Source organism: Planktomarina temperata RCA23, assembly GCF_000738435.1.
Lineage (GTDB): Bacteria > Pseudomonadota > Alphaproteobacteria > Rhodobacterales > Rhodobacteraceae > Planktomarina > Planktomarina temperata.
The window spans coordinates 2,233,535-2,251,738 of the sequence record NZ_CP003984.1 but is presented as its reverse complement, the minus strand read 5'-3'; the positions used below and the strand labels follow the sequence as shown (position 1 = coordinate 2,251,738).

Here is an 18,204-nt window from a genome sequence, read left to right as displayed (position 1 = left end):
CCCGCATGACATAGGAAGATATTCTCGTGAAACAAGCTCTAGCTGACGCGCTGAAAAAGCGCGGCTACGACACTTTGACTCCCGTTCAATTGGCCGTCACCGCGCCAGAACTGGCACAGGCGGACCTGCTGGTCTCGGCGCAAACCGGATCTGGTAAGACGGTCGGCTTTGGTCTGGCCATTGGCGATAGTCTTTTGGGAAGCAATGAGGTGTTTGACCGCGCGTCGCACCCTTTGGCTTTGGTCATTGCCCCAACCCGTGAGCTGGCCTTGCAAGTCAAGCGCGAGCTGCAATGGCTTTATGGCGAAGCGCAGGTGACAATGGCCTCTTGCGTGGGCGGTATGGATATGCGCGATGAGCGCCGGGCTTTGGCCCGCGGGGCGCATATTGTTGTGGCCACGCCAGGGCGTCTGCGCGATCACATCATGCGCGGGTCGATTGATTTATCTGAGCTGCGGGCGGTGGTGCTCGATGAGGCGGATGAAATGCTCGACTTGGGCTTCAAGGAAGATCTGGAGTTCATCCTTGGTCACGCGCCTGAGATGCGCCGCACTTTGATGTTTTCCGCCACTGTACCAAAATCCATCGCCACTTTGGCAAAATCCTACCAAAGAGACGCACAGCGCGTGTCGACCGTTGCGGAGAAGTCCCAGCACACGGATATCGAGTACCGCGCCTTAAACGTGGCAGCGCGGGATATGGAAAATGCAATCATCAACGTCTTGCGCTTTTATGAAGCCCCAAATGCTTTGGTCTTTGCCAATACGCGGGTCATGGTCAATCGTTTGACCACGCGCCTGTCGAACCGTGGTTTTTCTGTGGTCAGCCTTTCGGGGGAATTGAGCCAGGCGGAACGCTCTCATGCCTTGCAGGCCATGCGAGATGGCCGGGCGCGGATCTGTGTGGCCACCGATGTGGCGGCGCGGGGGATTGACCTTCCGAATTTGGATTTGGTGGTGCATGCGGAATTGCCGAGCAATTTTGAAACTTTGATGCATCGGTCAGGCCGTACGGGCCGGGCCGGGCGCAAAGGGATTTCTGCACTGATTGTGCCACCCTCCGTGCGCCGCAAGGCCGAGCGCATTTTGCAAGGTGCGAAGGTGAAAGCGGAATGGACCGTGCCGCCCTCCGCCGAAGAGGTGACCGCAAAGGATCGGGCCCGGCTTTTGGAAGATCCCGCCTGGCATGAGGAAATTTCAGCAACCGATCAGGTGGTGGTTGATGAGCTTTTGTCCCATTTCTCCCCAGCCCAGGTGGCCGCGGCGTTTTTGCGGGTCTATACGGCCAAGCAATCGGCCCCCGAAGAGCTCTTAGCGGTGGATGCGCGCGAGGCCAAAGAGGCCAAGCCACGCAGAGTTGCAGATTTTGGCCCAACTGTCTGGTTCTCCATTCCCGGTGGCCGTGCCTCTGGCACATTGCCCGGTCGTCTTCTGCCGATGATTTGTAACGCCGGTGGGTTGACCAAACATGATATTGGCGCAATCAAAATTCATCCCGATGCCTCATTCTTTGAAGTTAAACTCTCCAGTGTTGAGGGGTTCAAGAAAGCCTTGGGCCCGAATATGACCGTTGAAGATGATGCGGTTGTGAGCGAACTTAAAGCGCCACCGGCTGATGTGTCCTATGAGCGATCCAGCGCGCCAAAACCTCGGGCAGATAAAAAACGGCCGATCGAAAAGCCCAGCGGACCGATAGATTGGAACGATGCGCCATCACCCAAAACGCGTAAGCCCAAAACGGGTGACGGCAAACCAAAATTTAAATCCAAAACCGCAGCGCAAAGCCGCCCCGACGGGGTAGTTGAGAGTTTTAAGAAAAAAACTGGAAGCGGGAAACCGGGCGGGGGCAAACCCTCTGTGGGAAAATCGGGTGGCAAGCCCGGCTCAAAGCCGGCAGCAAAAGCAGGCGCGGGCAAGCCCAAAGGGGGCAAGCCAAGCGCCCGCCCGGATAAGCATAAGTTTGATCCTGGCAAGCCGAAGCGTAAGTCATCCTAAATCTCTGCTTTGTGGGCGCTGGAAAAAATCCACAAGAGGGATTCACAAGGCGAATCACCTCTGTTACGACTGTAAGCAAGCAGCGCAAGACTGAGCAGTAATCTGGCCGGGACAGACGCCACCAATGGGATTTTAGGATCTCACAGAGACGTGGACGCAGTGCCCCGCACGTCCCATAGGCTCATCAGAGCCATGGATGACAGAGGAACGTCGCAAGGCGTTCCTCTTTGGCCTTGACATCGCCATGTAGGACTGGCATCCGCGCCCCATTGGTGTTGGTGGCCCCCGCAAGGGGATGCCTGTCGGGGTTCGCCCAAAGGACAACGCCCTTCATAGTGGCCCATGTTGGGCTTCGACTTTATCGAAGGAGATCAGCCGGTGACAAAACGTACCGCTGCCAAATACAAAATTGACCGCCGGATGGGCGAAAACATCTGGGGTCGTCCTAAATCACCTGTCAATCGTCGTGAATATGGCCCCGGCCAGCACGGTCAGCGCCGCAAAGGCAAACTGTCGGATTTCGGCACACAGCTGCGCGCAAAGCAAAAGCTGAAAGGCTACTACGGCGATTTGACCGAGAAGCAATTCCGCCGCATCTATGCCGAAGCTGAGCGTCTCAAAGGCGACACGGGTGAGCAGTTGATCGGCCTTCTGGAGCGTCGGTTGGATGCTGTTGTTTACCGCGCCAAATTCGTGGCGACAGTCTTTGCAGCCCGCCAATTTGTAAACCACGGCCACGTGCGGGTGAACGGCAAGAAAGTGAACATTGCCTCTTACCGCGTGTCTGAAGGGGATGTGATCGAGGTGCGTGATCGCTCCAAGCAGATGGCCGTTTTGCTCGAAGCCACACAATTGGCCGAACGCGATGTGCCAGATTACATCGATGCAGATCACAGCAAGATGACCGCGACTTTCGTGCGCACTCCAGGTCTTGGCGATGTGCCATATCCTGTGATGATGGAACCGAACCTCGTGGTGGAATTCTACGCGAAGAACTAATCTTCGCCAGATCAAGTTTCAAAAAGCCGCGACGGGAAACCGCCGCGGCTTTTTTATTTGGGGCTTTATGTCCAGTTTACACCGCCCCGTATTTCGCCACAGTGGCAGGCGGGACTGGATTGGTTGGGCATTGGTCATTCAAAAACCGCTGGAAATGCTTGAGATTGACGTTAGAAGGACGGCAGAAGGGAATATCACATGACACAGCCACAACCTCAGCCTGGGATTTTGGATATTCAGCTTTATGTCGGCGGGAAATCTTCTGTGCAGGGTGTGCGGGACATTCTCAAACTGTCGTCGAATGAAAATCCCAACGGTCCACCCGCTTCGGCGCAACAGGCGCTTGCAGAGGCGGCCAGCACCTTGCATCGCTATCCTTCCTCTGATCACAGCGGGCTTCGTGCGGCTTTGGCCGAGCTGCATGGCCTGGAGGCGCAGCGGATCATCTGCGGCTGTGGGTCGGATGAGCTGATCAGCTTTCTGTGCCAGGCCTATGCCGGCCCCGAGGTGGAGGTCATTCACACCGAGCATGGGTTTTTAATGTACCGTCTTTATGCCATGGCGGCCGGTGCGCGGCTTGTCTGCGTGCCAGAGGCCGAGCGCCATGTGGACGTTGAGGCGATTTTATCCGCCATCACCCCGCGCACCGGGATGATCTTCATTGCCAATCCGGGCAATCCCACGGGGACAAAAATCTCTGACGAGGATCTTGCGGAGTTGATTGCGAAAACGCCAAAGACTGTGGTGATCGTGCTTGATGGGGCCTATGCCGATTATGTCGAGGGTTGGGACGGTGGCGCGCGGTTTGTTGAGGCGCATGACAATGTGGTCATGCTGCGCACCCTGTCGAAAATGTACGGGCTGGGGGGATTGCGCGTGGGCTGGGGCTATGGGCCGCAACATATCATTGACGTGCTCAACCGCGTTCGCGGACCGTTCAATATTTCCGCGCCAGCATTGGCCGCCGGTGAAGCGGCGGTGCGTGATCATGACTTCGTCATTCAACATCGGGCGCAAAACAATGCGGCCCGCGCCTATTTGGCCGAGGAGCTCGCCGCGCTGGGCGTCGCCTCTGACCCGTCTGACGCGAATTTCCTTCTGGCCCGTTTCGCCAGCCAAGAGCAGGCGGAAGCCTGCGATGACCATCTGCAAAGCCTGGGCATTCTTGTGCGCCGGGTGGGCAGCTATGGCTTGCCGGAGTGTTTGCGCATCACCGTGCCGGATATGGCGGGATGTGCGCGGGTGTTGCAGGCGGTGCGGAGCTTTTTGGAGAAAACCCCATGAGCTATGATCGCGTGGCCTTTGTGGGCTTAGGGTTGATTGCCTCTTCGATGTTCTGGGCCATGCGCCGGGCGGGCATGGGCGCGCATGTGACAGGCTATGCTCGCTCAGAACAAACCCGCGCCACGGCGCGCGAGATTGGCCTGTGCGATACGGTCTGCGACGATCTGGCCAGTGCGGTGCGTGCGGCGGATCTGGTGGTGCTTTGCTTGCCGGTGGGCGCGATGGGCGAGGTGATGGCCGAGCTGGCGCCGCATATCAAACCCGGCGCCACGGTGACGGATGTGGGTTCAGTGAAGCGCGCGGTGATTGAGGCGGTGGCGCCGCATATTGCGCCGGGCGTGCATTTCGTGCCGGGCCACCCGCTGGCCGGCACTGAGCATTCCGGCCCAAGGGCGGGCTTTGCGGAGCTGTTTGACAACCGCTGGTGCCTTTTGACCCCCAATGGCGCCGATACCGCTGCCGTGGCGCAGCTGTCGGACTATTGGCAGGCGCTGGGGGCGAAGGTCGAGGAAATGGATCCGGACCACCACGATTTGGTGCTGGCAGTGACCAGCCATGCACCGCATTTAATCGCCTATACGATGGTGGGCGTGGCCGATGATCTGCACCGGGTGACCAATTCGGAGGTGATCAACTTCTCCGCCACCGGCTTTCGCGACTTTACCCGCATTGCCGCCAGTGATCCGACCATGTGGCGCGATGTGTTTTTGACCAATAAGGATGCGACCTTGGAGATCCTCGGCCGCTTCACCGAAGAGCTCTTCGCGCTGCAGCGGGCGATCCGCACCGGCGATGGTGAGATGCTGCATGACTATTTCACCCGCACTCGCGCCATCCGCCGGGGCATCATCGATGCGGGCCAAGACACGGATGCCCCCGATTTTGGCCGCAAGAAAAGATAAAGCTCCAAGAAACGCTAAAGCCCGCTGCGATCCTTGGGGCCCAGGCCCTAGCGCAGCCGGAACCGCGTGCGCAGCCCAAGACCCAGAAAGAACAAAAACACAAAGCCCAGCAGGGTTTCACTCACAGTGAGCAGAACGGTCACAAACGTGGGATCGGCCAAAAGATCACTGGGAAACCGCCGATAAAACCCAAAGACGGCAAAAATATTCGCAAAAGACAGGCCCATGGCGCTGAGCAAAAGCTCGACCCTGTCCATGCACAGATGCAGCTGGTCTCGGGCCATGAAATGAAGCGCGTAAAATAGGCTCCAAAAGTACCATACCCCCACCATCCCAGCCATCGGCCCCCAATAGCTGTGGCCATAATCTGACACAAGATGATACAGCCAATAGGTGGCGCGGGTGTACCAAGGGGAGAGGCGGCCCGTGAGCTCCATCTCCCTGCGAAAGAACATATGCTCATCCTCCACCTTGCCCAAGGCCCCGCATTTGATCCGCAACTGCTCATAGGCGCGTTTGTCGTCCTCTAAGAGATCCCGAGATTGAGCCGCCTGCACCTTGGGATCCATTGGTTTATCGGCCATCTGAACCGTATCATCGGCGCGTTTGTCGTTCTCTTGGAGACACTCACATTGAGCAGTCTTTCTTCCGGCGTTTGGTAGTTTAACGCCCGTCCAATCGGTATTTTCATGCATCTTGCGACCGAAAAAACTGGGGGGATGTTTGCAAAATTCAGTAGCGTTAAAGCTCAATGGTGCGGCAGAAGGGTCGGGCCGGGCATCATCGAAGGATGCTCCGTCGCAAAATGTCGCTTTGTCAAAATTAATCCGGCCATCGACAGTTGCATTGCTAAAATCAGCTTTGCCCTTGAATATTGCGTCTTCGAAAGTGTTGGATCCGTTAAATATTGATGCATGAAAGTTAGCCGTCATCTTAAATATGGCCTTGCTGAAGCTAGACCACTCAATTTTAGTGAAATTAAAAGATGCACCCTCGATAAAACGGCATTCGTAAAATTCAGTGGATGGCCCAAAAATGGCAGCTGTTGCGTTTAGGCGGTGCTTAAAAATGCAATTATAGACTTCTAGGTTAGCTGCGAATTGTGCATTGTTCAAAAAGAAGGATCGTTTAAATGTTGTGTTTCCGATGACAACGCGAAACGCGAAATAGAACCCATCCAATTCAAGGGGTGTTTTGATTTCTGTGAGGCCTTCAGTCAAAACAATTGCGCCATGCCTTTCCAATTCTATGGGGAGGTCTGGTATTCGAGTTTGAATGTTACGAATTTCCGCGTCTGAAAGGTCCGCAATATCTGCGAATCTTGGATTTTCCATTTGGCTATGATAATCAACAAAAATGACCCCAACAGATATTTCTGATACCCATTCCAAAGCCGTATATTTTCCTTATGACTTCTTGAAATCCTCGCCAATCTCAACCATGGGGTGTCCTCTTCTGCCGCCGTCATGCCCGCCTCCAAAATCGCTTTTCAAAATCTGCTTTTGGCTCAATGCCCTATGCCATATCTCCCTATCATATCCGTAGGTGGCGCTCTATCAAGAGCAGAAGGCGCGCGGGATGTTCGCGGGGTATTTTATTGGCGCGCAATAGGGCGTATAGGCTGCGTAATCTGAGGCCGGCCGGAGGAGGTAGCGAAAATGTGGGTGTTTGGCTATGGCTCTTTGCTGTGGAACCCCGGGTTTGAACCCATCGAGCAGATGCGCGCGGACCTGCGGGGTTATCGGCGCTCCTTTTGCATGCTCTCCATCCATCATCGCGGCACGCCCGAGGATCCGGGCTTGGTTCTTGCGCTGGATAAGGCAGAGGCGACGGATCTTTGCGCCGGGCTGGCCCTACGGGTGGATGAGCATGAGGCCGAGCATGTGCTGCAAGAGCTGCGCGCGCGGGAGTTGATTTCATCGGCCTATATGGAAAGATGGGTGGATCTGCCCTTGGCCGATGGGCGGCGCGAACGGGCCGTGACCTATGTGGTGGACCGCGATCATGCGCAATATTGCTGCTATGGGCTGGATCAGCAGGCCGAGATCATCGCGCGGGCCGTGGGAGGCCGTGGGTCAAACCCGGAATATCTGTTTAAAACCGCCGATATGTTACGCGATCTGGGCATCCCGGATCCGCAACTGGATTATTTGGCACAGAAAGTCGCAAATTTAACTAAATCTGCATAACCGCTTGGCTTAAAGGGCGGTGCGCAGTAAACTTATAGACTTAGAATTTAAGGGCAGGACCACAGATATGGATCATATCCGCCGAGATCAAACGCCTCAGTTCTCGCAGCCGCTTAGTCAAATCCTCACCATGCTAGCCATTGTCGGCGGGGTCGTGGGCTTGGGCTATTTGGCCTATCCCAGCGTTGGGCCTACCTTTTGGGCCAATCCCTATCTCAACGCCTTTATCCTCTTTGTGTTTCTCATTGGCGTGGCCACTTGTTTTCATCAGGTTTTGTCGCTGATCTATTCGGTGCAATGGATCGAAGGCTTTGCCAGCCAGCGAGATGGCCATGAGGACGCCAAGCCGCCGCAATTGCTTTTGCCCCTGGCCAGCCTGCTGCGCGGGCGCGGCGCGCGCACGCAGCTCGGCTCCGCCTCATCGCGGTCTATTTTGGAATCGGTCTCCACGCGCATTGATGAGCAGCGCGAATTAACGCGCTATATCACCAATATGCTGATCCTGATTGGCCTGTTGGGCACGTTTTATGGTCTGGCCACCACTGTGCCGGCCTTGGTGGCCACGATCCAATCGTTGACCCCGGGCGAGAATGAAAGCGCGGTGGATATTTTCTCGCGTCTACAGCTGGGTCTTGAAGGGCAGCTGGACGGGATGGGCGTGGCCTTTGCCTCCTCATTATTGGGTCTGGCCGGCTCGCTGATTGTCGGGTTGCTTGAGGTGTTTTCTGGCCGGGGGCAGAACCGGTTTTATGGCGAATTGGAAGAATGGTTGTCGACCATCACCCGGGTGGGGTTCTCGGGCGGCGAGGGCGAAGAGGGCGCGCAAAACACCATGCTCGGCGCGATGATGGAACAGATGTCTGAGCAGATGGACGGTATGGCGCGGATGTATGCGCAAACCGGGCAGGATCAGGCCCATGTACAGTCGCACTTGATGGCGATGACGGCGAGCTTGGAGAAGCTCACGCAAAAGCTCGATCAGGGGCAGACCGAAGCCCTTGAACGCGTGGCGGCCAGTCAAGAGCGGATGATCGCGCGGATGGGCGAAGGCGGCGGCGGTGACGGGATGGATGCGGAGAGCCGGATGCGTCTGCGTTCGATCGATGTGCAGATGCTGCGCGTGCTTGAGGAAGTCTCAAGTGGGCGGCAAGAAAGCCTGTCCGAAATCCGCAGTGATCTGGCCAATCTGACAAAGGCGATCAGAGCCCTGTCCAATCCCGCAAGCCGCGACCAGAGCTAGGCGCGCGCGATGGCACTTTCCCGACGCACTGGCGCAAGGTTCCAAGCCTCTATCTGGCCGGGGTTTGTCGATGCGATGACTGGCCTATTGCTGGTCTTGATGTTTGTGCTCACGATCTTTGCGGTGATGCAATTTGTGTTGCAGCAAACCATCAAAGGGCAGGGGGTGATGCTCGACGAGCTCAACGTCGATATCGCCCAGAAAAACGCGCAATTGGAAGATTTGGAAGGTCAGATCCTCGCTCTCGGCGATGCTTTGGGTTTGGAGCGCGCCGCGGCCTCCGAGCTCACCCTTCAGGTCGCAAAACTTGACGATCAGCTTGCCGCTGCGCAGGCTCAGGGCGAAAGGCAATTGGGCCTTATTGCGACGTTGACCGCCGAGCGCGATGCCCGGGCTGCAGACCTCAAAGCGGCCACCGAAAGGATCAATGATTTCGAGACGCAAGTGGCCAATCTCTTGGCGCTGCAACAGCGGGCGGAAGGAGAGATTGAGCGGTTCAAACTGCAAGTGTCGCAACTGCAAACGCAGCAGTCCCAGTCTGAAGACACGATCTTAGACTTCGAAACGCAAGTGGCGTCGCTTTTGCGTGAACAAAGCCAATCGGAAGGGCAGATCACGGAGCTGGAAGCGCAATTGACCCTGCTTCTGGCCCAATCCTTGGAAGACACAGCCCGTATTGCAGATGTAGAGGCGCAAATCAGTGCTTTGCAGGACGAAAAATCCACAGCCGAGGCTACGATCGCAGATTTCGAGACCCGCGTGCAGCAATTGATCGAGAAAGAGGCGCTACGTCGTGAGGAACTGGCCGCATTGGATGAGGATAAGGCCAGTTTGCAGCAATCATTGCTGGCGGCGCAGGCGACAATTGCAGCACAGACCGAGCAGGCTGCGCTGGCGGAACGACAACGCGAACTCATGGATGAGATGCTGGCTGATCTGCGCCGGGATTCCCAGGATACAAATATCAACCTTGCCAATACCCTGGCGCTTTTGGCGACGCAGCAAGAACGGGCGTCCCAGCTTGAACAGGACAACCAAGAGCTCAGTCGCCGCGCTGAAGAATTGACAAGCGCCTTGAATGACGAAGAGCTCAATCGCGTGTCCGCGGCTTTTTTGCGGGAACGTTTGGAGGCCGCGGAAGCCGCTTTGAGCCAGAAAGAACTCGAACAATTGTCCATGGCCGCGGCGGCTGAAAAACTGCGGGCGGATCTGGAACAAAGTGAAGCGGCGATATCTTCTTTGACTTTGGAGTTAAACGATCAGCGCAAAAAAGCCGAGGAAACCCTAGCGCTTTTGGCCGCGGCGCAGAGCGTTGAAAAAACACTCGGTGAGAAGTTGGCGACAGCTTTGGTGGCACTTGAGGCCGCTGAAGCCGAAGCGCAGAATGCGGATACAGATGATCTGCGTTCGGCGCTGTCCAAAGCCATCGCCGCACGGCAAACTGCGGAGCAGCAATTGACCTCGGCCGAGCAGAAGGCGGCCTTATTGGCAACGGCACAGGCGGAGCTGCAGGAGGCAAAGGCTATTTCGACGGAGGCACAGCGCAAAATGGCGCTGCTGAGCCAGGAGGTGCGCGAATTGCGCGCCCAAATCGGTGGGCTTCAAGCCACGCTGGACGATTACAAGCGTCGTGACGCGGACAATAATGTGAAGATCACCAATCTTGGCAGTGAGTTGAACGTGGCGCTGGCACAGGTCGCAGCGGAATCCAAGCGCAACTTGGCTTTGGAAGCGGCGGAAAAGCAGCGCCTGGAAGAGGAGAAGGCCCGGCTTGAAGCCGAAGCCAAGACCCTGGAGCGCTATAAGTCCGACTTTTTTGGCAGTCTGCGCGGTCTTTTGGAGGATATCGACGGGGTCAGCATCGTTGGGGACCGTTTTGTCTTCTCCTCTGAGGTGCTCTTTGCCTCTGGCCGTGCTGAGCTGACGGCGGCTGGCCGCCAAGAGATATCAAAAGTGGCGAATATCTTGAAGGATGTCACCCAAGAAATTCCGCAAAATATTGATTGGGTGTTACAGGTGGATGGTCACACCGATGACCAACCAATCCTTCCGGGCAGTCGCTTTCAAAATAATTGGGAGCTAAGCCAGGCGCGGGCGCTGTCTGTGGTTCTATATCTGATGACCTCCGAGCAAATGCCGCCGCGCCGGCTCTCGGCCAATGGGTTTGGCGAGTATCAGCCCATTAATCCGGCCAATTCGCGCCTAGCACGGGCGCAAAATCGGCGGATTGAGCTGAAATTGACTGAGAAGTAATCTCGATCTCCCCGCAATGGCCCTATTTGCGGGGCGATAGGGCCTACTCGGCGGTCAAAAGCGGAGGTTTCTTGTCTTTATTGGTGATCCGCGGCTTTTGAGGCTCTTCGATTTTCAAATCCAACGCGCCAGCTTTCACACCAACTTTGACCACGCCGCCTTTGGTGAGTTTGCCAAAGAGCAATTCTTCGGCCAATGGCTTTTTGATATGCTCTTGGATCACCCGGCCCAAGGGACGCGCGCCCATTTTGGAATCGTAACCCTTTTCGCCGAGCCAATCGGCGGCCGCTTTGGTAATCTCGATGGACACATTGCGATCCATCAATTGCGCTTCAAGTTGCAGAACAAATTTTTCGACCACCTGCGCGATGACATCGCGGTCTAATGGCGCGAAACTCACCACCGCATCGAGGCGATTGCGGAACTCGGGCGTGAAGGTGCGTTCAATGGCTTGGGTGTCTTCGCCCTCGCGACGTTCGCGCCCAAATCCGATTGCGGCCTTGGACATTTCTGACGCTCCGGCATTGGAGGTCATGATCAACACCACATTGCGGAAATCCGTGGTGCGGCCATTGTGATCTGTCAATTTACCGTGATCCATGACCTGCAGAAGGATGTTGAACACATCCGGGTGTGCTTTTTCGATTTCATCCAACAAGAGCACGCAATGGGGGTCTTGATCGACACTGTCGGTTAACATGCCGCCTTGATCAAAGCCGACATAGCCGGGAGGCGCACCGATCAAGCGGCTGATGGCGTGTTTCTCCATATATTCGGACATGTCAAAGCGGATCAGCTTGACGCCCAGACCATCGGCCAATTGTTTGGCCACTTCGGTTTTGCCGACGCCGGTGGGCCCGGTAAATAGATAATTGCCGATGGGCTTTTCTGGTTCACGCAGACCCGCGCGGGCCAGTTTGATCGCCGAGGCCAAGGCTTCAATCGCCGTATCCTGGCCAAAGACCACCCGTTTTAGACCGGCTTCAAGATCGCGCAAAACTTCCGCATCGTCTTTCGATACGGATTTGGGCGGAATTCGCGCAATTTTTGCGACGACCGCTTCAATCTCTTTCACCCCGATGGTTTTGCGCCGCTTGCTGTCACTCAGCAAATGCTGCGCTGCGCCGGCCTCGTCAATCACATCGATGGCCTTGTCCGGTAATTTGCGATCATTGATATAGCGCGCGGCCAATTCGACAGCGGTTTTGATGGCATCGGAGGTATATTTTACGTCGTGGTGCTCTTCAAAATAGGGTTTCAACCCTTTTAGGATTTTCACGCTGTCTTCCACGGAAGGTTCGGCCACATCAATTTTCTGAAACCGGCGGGCCAGAGCGCGATCTTTTTCAAAATGCTGCCGGAATTCTTTATAAGTTGTTGAGCCCATGCAGCGCAGTTTGCCGCCCTGCAGCGCGGGTTTCAAAAGGTTTGAGGCATCCATTGCCCCACCGGAGGTTGCACCGGCACCGATGACCGTGTGAATTTCGTCGATGAAAAGCACCGCATCATCATGCTCCTCCATCTCCTTCATCACGGCTTTGAGGCGCTCTTCAAAATCGCCCCGATAGCGTGTTCCCGCCAAAAGTGCGCCCATGTCGAGTGAATAGATGGTCGTTTTGGACAGGATCGCTGGGGTTTGGCCCTGGGTAATTTTGCGCGCCAGACCCTCGGCAATGGCTGTTTTGCCGACGCCGGGATCGCCGACCAGAATCGGGTTGTTTTTGCGGCGGCGGCACAGCACCTGGATGCAGCGCTCAACCTCATGGTCGCGGCCAATCAGCGGATCAACATTGCCCTTGGCAGATTTTTCATTGAGATCGATGCAATATTTTGCCAAAGCGCTCTCTTTTTCGGCGGTCTCATGGGGTTCGCCGTCAAACATTTCCGCCTCATCTTCAGCGCCAACGATTGGCCGGCTTTCGATAAAGTCGGGATCTTTGGCCACCCCGTGGGCGATGAAATTCACCGCATCATAGCGGGTCATGTCTTGCTCTTGCAGGAAATAGGCCGCGTTGCTCTCGCGTTCGGCAAATATTGCGACCAAAACATTGGCGCCCGTCACTTCTGTGCGCCCGGAAGATTGCACATGTATGGCGGCCCGTTGGATCACACGCTGAAAGGCGGCGGTTGGAACGGCCTCTGATCCATCCACATCGGTGATCAGTGTGCTGAGGTCGTCCTCAATAAAGTCGACAAGAGCTTTGCGCAGGAGCTTGAGATCGACAGAGCAGGCGCGCATGACTTTTGCAGCATCGGGTTCATCGAGAAGGGCCAGGAGCAAGTGTTCCAAAGTTGCCAATTCATGTTTGCGGGCATTGGCAGCGGCCAGCGCTTCGTGGATGGCGTTTTCTAATGATGCGGAAAATGATGGCACGCGCGTCTCCTACAAAAGTCTGTGATCGTTATGATCGCTGTCCCCCTAAGATTTCGGTTTTCTGAGGCAACCTTCAAGGGGCAATCTGTTATTTAGGCCATAAAAGTTAAATATCGCACTTTTATCACCAGATTTTTCCTAAAACTTATCTTTTCGGGCGCGGATTTCCGTGAAAACCTGCTCGGCGGTGGCGCCTGCCATGCCGACGGCCGCCTGCAGGGCTGGATCGTCGGCGCGCAAAAACGGATTGGTTTGCATCTCAAGAGCCAAGAGGCTTGGCACCGTCGGGCGACCTGCAGCGCGATCTTCGGTGATTTGAGCGGCACGGGCGGCGATGGCCGGATTGTCTTCGTCCAAAGACTGCGTGAAGGCCATATTGGAGGCTGTGTATTCATGCCCTGAGTAAACCCATGTGTCTTGCGGCAGTGCACGGAGCTGCTGCAGGCTGTGCCACATTTGCGCCGCTGACCCCTCAAACAGACGGCCGCAGCCCATAGCCATCAAACTGTCGGCTGTGAACACCGCTTTTGCACTTGGCAAATGCAGCGCTAGGTGACCCAGCGTATGGCCGGAGACGTCATAGATATCCCCTTCAATGCCGCAAAGCGTGAGGCGATCCCCTGGGCTGACGGCCTGATCCAAAGTGGGCAGGCGATGCGCGTCGGCTTTGGCACCGATGACCCGAGCGGGCGCTTGGCTCAAAGGGCCGGTCAAAGCGGCTTGCAGATCGGGAAGCCCATCAATGTGATCCCAATGGTGGTGAGTCAAAAATATGTCGGTGACGTGCACATTCAGCTCGGAAATCTTATCGACCAAAGGCCCCGATTCTGGCACATCGACAACCGCTGCCGTGCCGGAAGCGCTGTTGTGAACAACATAGGCATAATTGTCTGACAGGCAGGGCAGGGTGTAAATTGTGACATTCGAATTTACCATGGAATTCTCACCTTTATTTGGTAACCTCAAGTTGAGTGTAATCCATGGGGACCAAACTGCAATGCATTTAGATGTGCGTGAGCTGCGGGCGTTTTATTATCGGTCCTTTTTGGGGCGCTCGGTTCAGGCAACGATTCGAGAGCAGGTTTTGCGTCTATGGCCGCAAGCGCGGCATGAGGCGGTGCTCGGCTATGGCTTTGCAGCGCCGCTTTTGCGCCCTTATTTGAGCTCGGCGCGGCGGGTGACAGCCTTGATGCCTGCGCGGCAAGGGGTCATGCATTGGCCGCCGGGCCTGCCCAATTGCTCGGTGCTTTGCGAAGAGACCCGCTGGCCGGTGGAAACCGGCTCGATTGACAAGCTCTTGGTGCTGCATGGGCTTGATACGTCAGAACATGCCGCTGCGGTGCTGGAGGAATGTTACCGGGTGCTTGCACCTGCCGGCCGCGCCATTTTTATCGTGCCCAATAGAGCCAGTCTTTGGGCGCGCCGAGAAGGCACGCCCTTCTCCTTTGCGCGCCCCTATACCGCCGGGCAGTTGGAATCTCGGCTGAAATGGCATGGGTTCTTGCCGGAGTATCATGTGACGGCCCTTTACCAGCCGCCTTGGTCTGGACCGTTTTGGCGGCGCATGTCTGGGCCGATTGAGCGCATTGGGCAAACGATCCCGGCTTGGCGCGGGGGGGGTGTTTTGATTCTGGAGGTGAGTAAGCAAGTGCCGCGTCCTCGCCGGCCTGGCTTGGGGCAGATCATCTCGCGGCCCTTGGGGCTTTTGGAGGGGATCAAAGCTGCAGATCCAATTTCTGCGCAATCGGGCAACCTTTGACATCCTGCGGATTCGGTTTTTTGGGCGTCTTGGGCGGAACAAAGGGACGCACCCTTAACAAATGCCCTATTTTTTGAAATTTTTGCGGTGTTTTTGCCCGTCATTAGCGTTGCGGCGTGCGAAATGCTCTGCTAAACGGCGTGAGATTTCGCCGCTATAGATCTATAGCGCGTCCAACGCCTTTGTCTGAAGCTCAAGTTTCGGACGGGCCAGCATCGAGAGGGTTGTCTTTGTCCGAACCAGCATCGATCTCGTCTGGTATTGCAAGCCGCTACGCAACAGCGGTGTTTTCGCTTGCCAAGGACGACAAGAAGTTGAAGCCACTGGAGGCTGATGTAGATGTGCTGGAGAGCGCATTGAGCGAAAGCGCAGATTTGCGCGCTTTGGTGACATCACCTGTTTATACACGCGCAGAAATGGGGCAGGCGATCACAGCCGTGGCCCAGAAAATGAAATTGCAACCAATGATGGTCAATACGCTGTCGTTGATGGCAGCGAAGCGCCGTTTGTTCGTATTGCCCAGCCTTTTGGCAGCACTGCGCGCGCGCATCGCGGAAGATAAAGGCGAGGTGACCGCTGAGGTGACTTCTGCCAAAGCGTTGACCAAAACGCAGGCCACGAAATTGGCCAAAACACTCAAGGCCCAATTGGACCTTGATGTGAAAATCAAAGCGACTGTTGATGAAAGCCTCATCGGCGGTCTTGTTGTTAAAGTGGGCTCGAAGATGATCGACACCTCGATCCGCTCCAAGCTCAATGCCCTTCAGAACACAATGAAAGAGGTCGGATAAATGGCGATCGAAGCTGCAGAAATCTCTGCGATCCTAAAAGACCAGATTAAAAACTTTGGCCAAGAAGCTGAAGTTGCCGAAGTGGGCCGTGTCCTTTCCGTTGGGGATGGTATCGCGCGCGTGTACGGTCTGGACAATGTTCAAGCTGGTGAAATGGTTGAATTCCCCGGCGGCATCCAAGGGATGGCGCTGAACTTGGAATCAGACAACGTTGGTGTTGTTATTTTCGGCTCCGACCGGGACATCAAAGAAGGCGACACGGTCAAGCGGACAAACGCGATTGTGGACGTTCCTGTTGGTCCGGAATTGCTGGGCCGTGTTGTGGACGGTTTGGGCAACCCATTGGACGGCAAAGGTCCGATCAAAACCAAATTGCGCAGCCAAGCGGATGTGAAAGCGCCTGGCATCATCCCGCGTAAATCGGTGCATGAGCCTATGGCAACGGGTTTGAAATCTGTGGACGCCATGATCCCAATTGGACGTGGTCAGCGCGAATTGATCATTGGTGACCGCCAGACCGGTAAAACAGCCGTGGCGCTCGACACGATCTTGAACCAGAAATCATATAATGACGCAGCGGCGGACGATTCCGAAAAACTGTACTGCGTCTATGTGGCGGTCGGTCAAAAGCGTTCGACTGTGGCTCAATTGGTGAAAAAGCTCGAAGAATCTGGCGCGATTGACTATTCAATCGTTGTGGCCGCAACCGCCTCTGACCCTGCACCGATGCAATTCTTGGCACCCTATGCTGCGACCTCCATGGCCGAATATTTCCGCGATAATGGTAAACATGCTTTGATCATCTATGATGATTTGTCCAAGCAAGCGGTCTCTTATCGTCAGATGTCCTTGCTCCTGCGTCGCCCGCCCGGACGTGAAGCCTATCCTGGGGATGTGTTCTATCTTCACTCCAGATTGTTGGAACGCTCTTCAAAGTTGAACGAAGACAATGGATCGGGCTCTTTGACCGCTTTGCCGATCATCGAAACGCAAGGCGGCGACGTTTCTGCCTTTATTCCAACCAACGTGATCTCGATCACAGATGGTCAGATCTTCTTGGAAACAGAATTGTTCTACCAAGGCATCCGCCCTGCGGTGAATACGGGTCTGTCCGTGTCCCGTGTGGGCTCTTCTGCGCAAACCAACGCAATGAAATCTGTGGCAGGTCCGGTGAAACTGGAACTGGCGCAGTATCGTGAGATGGCGGCATTTGCTCAGTTTGGCTCTGACCTTGATGCAGCGACCCAGCAATTGCTGAGCCGTGGCGCGCGTTTGACTGAGCTGATGAAACAGCCGCAGTATGCGCCTTTGACAAATGCTGAAATTGTCTGCGTGATCTACGCCGGCACCAAAGGCTATTTGGATAAGATCGACGTCGCTGACGTAGGGCGTTTCGAAGCGGGGCTTTTGGCGCATCTGCGCGGTAAAGCCAGCGACGTTTTGGCCATGATCACCAAAGAAGATCCGAAGATCAAAGGTGATGCGGAAGCAAAAATCAAAGCTGCGCTGGACGACTTCGCCGCAGATTTCGCATAAGGATACTGGCACATGCCGAACCTTAGTGACCTAAAAAACAGGATCGCGTCGGTCAAATCGACCCGTAAGATCACAAAGGCGATGCAAATGGTCGCCTCCGCCAAACTGCGCCGCGCACAAGATGCGGCGCAGGCTGGCCGCCCCTATGCGGAACGTTTCAATGCGGTGATGGCTGGTTTGGCCGCCTCCGTTGGCGCGTCCGAAGGGGGACCAAAACTGTTGACAGGCACCGGATCTGATCAAACCCAATTGCTCGTCGTCATGACAGCTGAACGGGGTTTGTGCGGTGGCTTTAACTCGAATATTGTCAAACTGGCACGTATTGCTGCAAAACAGCTGCTGGCCGAAGGCAAAACCGTTAAAATCCTGACCGTTGGTAAAAAGGGCCGTGAATCGCTGAAGCGCGAATTTGGTGCTTTGCTGGTGGATCATGTGGATTTGTCGGATGTGAAGCGCGTGGGCTATGATAATGCCTCTGCAATTGCGCAAAATGTGCTTCACCGGTTTGATGCCGGTGAATTCGATGTGGCTAAAATCTTCTACTCAGAATTTGGCAGTGTCGTAAATCAAATCCCGACCGAGCTGCAGGTGATCCCTGCTAAGTTTGAAGCGGTGACAGATGAAGGCACAGTTTACGATTACGAGCCAAGCGAAGAAGGCATTCTTGCCGACCTGCTGCCGCGCTCGGTTGCAACGCAAATCTTCACGGCTTTGCTGGAAAATGCAGCTTCCGAACAAGGGGCGCGCATGTCAGCTATGGACAATGCCACACGCAACGCTGGTGAAATGATCGACAAGTTGACCATCCAATACAATCGGTCACGTCAAGCCAAGATCACCAACGAGCTTATTGAAATTATTTCGGGCGCTGAAGCGCTCTAAA

At 55.6% G+C, this 18,204-nt stretch carries 14 protein-coding genes; 11 read left to right on the top strand and 3 right to left on the bottom strand.

Translation table 11 applies throughout. The features are described from left to right. Positions 1-26 precede the first annotated feature (26 nt). The 4 genes from RCA23_RS10755 to RCA23_RS10740 all read left to right on the top strand — a co-directional run bounded on the left by RCA23_RS10755 (position 27) and on the right by RCA23_RS10740 (position 5,179). On the top strand, positions 27-1,994 hold the full coding sequence (locus tag RCA23_RS10755) for a DEAD/DEAH box helicase (RefSeq protein ID WP_052377139.1): 1,968 nt from the start codon (positions 27-29) through the stop codon (positions 1,992-1,994). A gap of 378 nt (positions 1,995-2,372) precedes the next feature. After that, positions 2,373-2,993, top strand: coding sequence for a 30S ribosomal protein S4 (rpsD, locus tag RCA23_RS10750; RefSeq protein ID WP_044051498.1), 621 nt, complete (start codon positions 2,373-2,375; stop codon positions 2,991-2,993). 198 nt (positions 2,994-3,191) lie between these two features. Continuing rightward, the gene (hisC, locus tag RCA23_RS10745; protein ID WP_044050318.1) at positions 3,192-4,277 is read left to right on the top strand and encodes a histidinol-phosphate transaminase; all 1,086 of its coding nucleotides are present in this window, start codon (positions 3,192-3,194) and stop codon (positions 4,275-4,277) included. Beyond that, positions 4,274-5,179, top strand: coding sequence for a prephenate/arogenate dehydrogenase family protein (locus tag RCA23_RS10740; protein WP_044050317.1), 906 nt, complete (start codon positions 4,274-4,276; stop codon positions 5,177-5,179). Before hisC ends, RCA23_RS10740 begins: the two co-directional genes overlap by 4 nt. A gap of 47 nt (positions 5,180-5,226) precedes the next feature. On the opposite strand, the gene RCA23_RS16030 is transcribed toward RCA23_RS10740, so the two are convergent. Continuing rightward, on the bottom strand, positions 5,227-6,111 hold the full coding sequence (locus RCA23_RS16030) for a pentapeptide repeat-containing protein (RefSeq protein WP_169701394.1): 885 nt from the start codon (positions 6,109-6,111) through the stop codon (positions 5,227-5,229). Between the two features lie 726 nt (positions 6,112-6,837). Here RCA23_RS16030 and RCA23_RS10730 point away from each other — a divergent pair. The 3 genes from RCA23_RS10730 to RCA23_RS10720 all read left to right on the top strand — a co-directional run bounded on the left by RCA23_RS10730 (position 6,838) and on the right by RCA23_RS10720 (position 10,861). Then, positions 6,838-7,368: a gamma-glutamylcyclotransferase gene (locus tag RCA23_RS10730; RefSeq protein WP_044050316.1), complete on the top strand. Its 531-nt coding sequence runs from the start codon at positions 6,838-6,840 to the stop codon at positions 7,366-7,368. A gap of 67 nt (positions 7,369-7,435) precedes the next feature. Beyond that, positions 7,436-8,608, top strand: a complete 1,173-nt coding sequence (locus tag RCA23_RS10725; RefSeq protein ID WP_044050315.1) for a hypothetical protein — start codon at positions 7,436-7,438, stop codon at positions 8,606-8,608. 9 nt (positions 8,609-8,617) lie between these two features. Continuing rightward, positions 8,618-10,861, top strand: coding sequence for a peptidoglycan -binding protein (locus RCA23_RS10720; RefSeq protein ID WP_044050314.1), 2,244 nt, complete (start codon positions 8,618-8,620; stop codon positions 10,859-10,861). A gap of 43 nt (positions 10,862-10,904) precedes the next feature. Here RCA23_RS10720 and clpA read toward each other — a convergent pair whose 3' ends face one another. Continuing rightward, a complete protein-coding gene (gene clpA / locus RCA23_RS10715; protein WP_044050313.1) occupies positions 10,905-13,235 on the bottom strand; it encodes an ATP-dependent Clp protease ATP-binding subunit ClpA in 2,331 nt (776 codons plus the stop codon). 138 nt (positions 13,236-13,373) lie between these two features. Then, entirely contained in the window at positions 13,374-14,171 is a 798-nt protein-coding gene (gloB, locus tag RCA23_RS10710) for a hydroxyacylglutathione hydrolase (protein ID WP_044050312.1), read from the bottom strand. A gap of 61 nt (positions 14,172-14,232) precedes the next feature. Here gloB and RCA23_RS10705 point away from each other — a divergent pair, with 61 nt between their 5' ends. The 4 genes from RCA23_RS10705 to RCA23_RS10690 all read left to right on the top strand — a co-directional run bounded on the left by RCA23_RS10705 (position 14,233) and on the right by RCA23_RS10690 (position 18,203). Continuing rightward, the gene (locus tag RCA23_RS10705) at positions 14,233-14,994 is read left to right on the top strand and encodes a class I SAM-dependent methyltransferase (protein ID WP_044050311.1); all 762 of its coding nucleotides are present in this window, start codon (positions 14,233-14,235) and stop codon (positions 14,992-14,994) included. A gap of 230 nt (positions 14,995-15,224) precedes the next feature. Then, positions 15,225-15,785 (top strand): F0F1 ATP synthase subunit delta, encoded by a 561-nt coding sequence (locus RCA23_RS10700; protein WP_044051496.1) that lies wholly within the window; start codon positions 15,225-15,227, stop codon positions 15,783-15,785. Then, complete coding sequence (gene atpA / locus RCA23_RS10695) at positions 15,786-17,321, top strand: F0F1 ATP synthase subunit alpha (protein WP_044050310.1); 1,536 nt, start codon at positions 15,786-15,788, stop codon at positions 17,319-17,321. It begins immediately after the preceding gene. A 12-nt stretch (positions 17,322-17,333) separates the two neighbouring features. Beyond that, on the top strand, positions 17,334-18,203 hold the full coding sequence (locus RCA23_RS10690; RefSeq protein WP_044050309.1) for a F0F1 ATP synthase subunit gamma: 870 nt from the start codon (positions 17,334-17,336) through the stop codon (positions 18,201-18,203). Position 18,204 lies beyond the last annotated feature (1 nt).

Bases quoted from the DNA above. Each gene is read 5' to 3' on its own strand.
- RCA23_RS10720 (WP_044050314.1), top strand. From the start codon at position 8,618: ATGGCACTTTCCCGACGCACTGGCGCAAGGTTCCAAGCCTCTATCTGG.
- RCA23_RS16030 (WP_169701394.1), bottom strand. From the start codon at position 6,111: ATGACGGCTAACTTTCATGCATCAATATTTAACGGATCCAACACTTTC.
- atpA (WP_044050310.1), top strand. From the start codon at position 15,786: ATGGCGATCGAAGCTGCAGAAATCTCTGCGATCCTAAAAGACCAGATT.
- RCA23_RS10705 (WP_044050311.1), top strand. From the start codon at position 14,233: ATGCATTTAGATGTGCGTGAGCTGCGGGCGTTTTATTATCGGTCCTTT.
- gloB (WP_044050312.1), bottom strand. From the start codon at position 14,171: ATGGTAAATTCGAATGTCACAATTTACACCCTGCCCTGCCTGTCAGAC.
- RCA23_RS10730 (WP_044050316.1), top strand. From the start codon at position 6,838: ATGTGGGTGTTTGGCTATGGCTCTTTGCTGTGGAACCCCGGGTTTGAA.
- hisC (WP_044050318.1), top strand. From the start codon at position 3,192: ATGACACAGCCACAACCTCAGCCTGGGATTTTGGATATTCAGCTTTAT.
- RCA23_RS10725 (WP_044050315.1), top strand. From the start codon at position 7,436: ATGGATCATATCCGCCGAGATCAAACGCCTCAGTTCTCGCAGCCGCTT.
- RCA23_RS10740 (WP_044050317.1), top strand. From the start codon at position 4,274: ATGAGCTATGATCGCGTGGCCTTTGTGGGCTTAGGGTTGATTGCCTCT.
- RCA23_RS10690 (WP_044050309.1), top strand. From the start codon at position 17,334: ATGCCGAACCTTAGTGACCTAAAAAACAGGATCGCGTCGGTCAAATCG.